Raw genomic sequence first — 588 nt, 5'->3', positions numbered from 1 at the left:
CATGCCGATCTGATCTTCAACTCGCGCGCGACGCGCGCCGCTTTCGGCGATCCCAAGACCGCGCGCACGCATGTCGTCTACAACGGCGTTGCCGGGCCGGCGGCGGTCGAACCGACCACCTATGACGGCAAGCGCCCATTGCGGGTGCTGCTGCTCGGCCGCATCAACCGGATCAAGGGGCAGGAAATCCTGCTGGAGGCGATCGCCGCGATGCCGGCAGAACTCCAGTCGAGGATCGAGGTGCGGCTGGTCGGCGGCGCCTTCGAAAGCACCGAGCGCGAGCATGCGCTTGCCGAACTGGTCGAAACCATGGGGCTTACCGGGCGCGTCAGAGTCCTGCCTTTCATTCCCGACCCTTCGGAGCATTATCGATGGGCCGATATCGTCACCGTGCCGTCGCGGCGTCCGGAATCGCTGGGCCGCGTCGCCATCGAGGCGATGGCATACGGCCGGCCGCCGCTTGTGTCGGCGATAGGCGGGCTGGTGGAAGTGGTCAGCGACGGGGAGACCGGCTGGCATGTTCCGCCCGGCGACGCAGCAGCTCTTGGCGCGAAATTGCAGGAGATCATCCTCGCCCCTGAGGCCTGG

General features: G+C 67.0%; 1 protein-coding gene. It reads left to right on the top strand.

Annotated features, from left to right (window positions below):
• Window positions 1-588, top strand: a 588-nt coding sequence (locus EN893_RS37025) for a glycosyltransferase (protein WP_128362309.1), incomplete at both ends; no start/stop codon positions are given.

Origin of the sequence: Mesorhizobium sp. M7A.F.Ca.CA.004.04.2.1 (assembly GCF_004022825.1) — a bacterium.
In the GTDB taxonomy this organism is placed as follows: domain Bacteria; phylum Pseudomonadota; class Alphaproteobacteria; order Rhizobiales; family Rhizobiaceae; genus Mesorhizobium.
The sequence above is the reverse complement of the archived record's forward strand: the minus strand, read 5'-3'. Positions and strand labels throughout refer to the sequence as shown.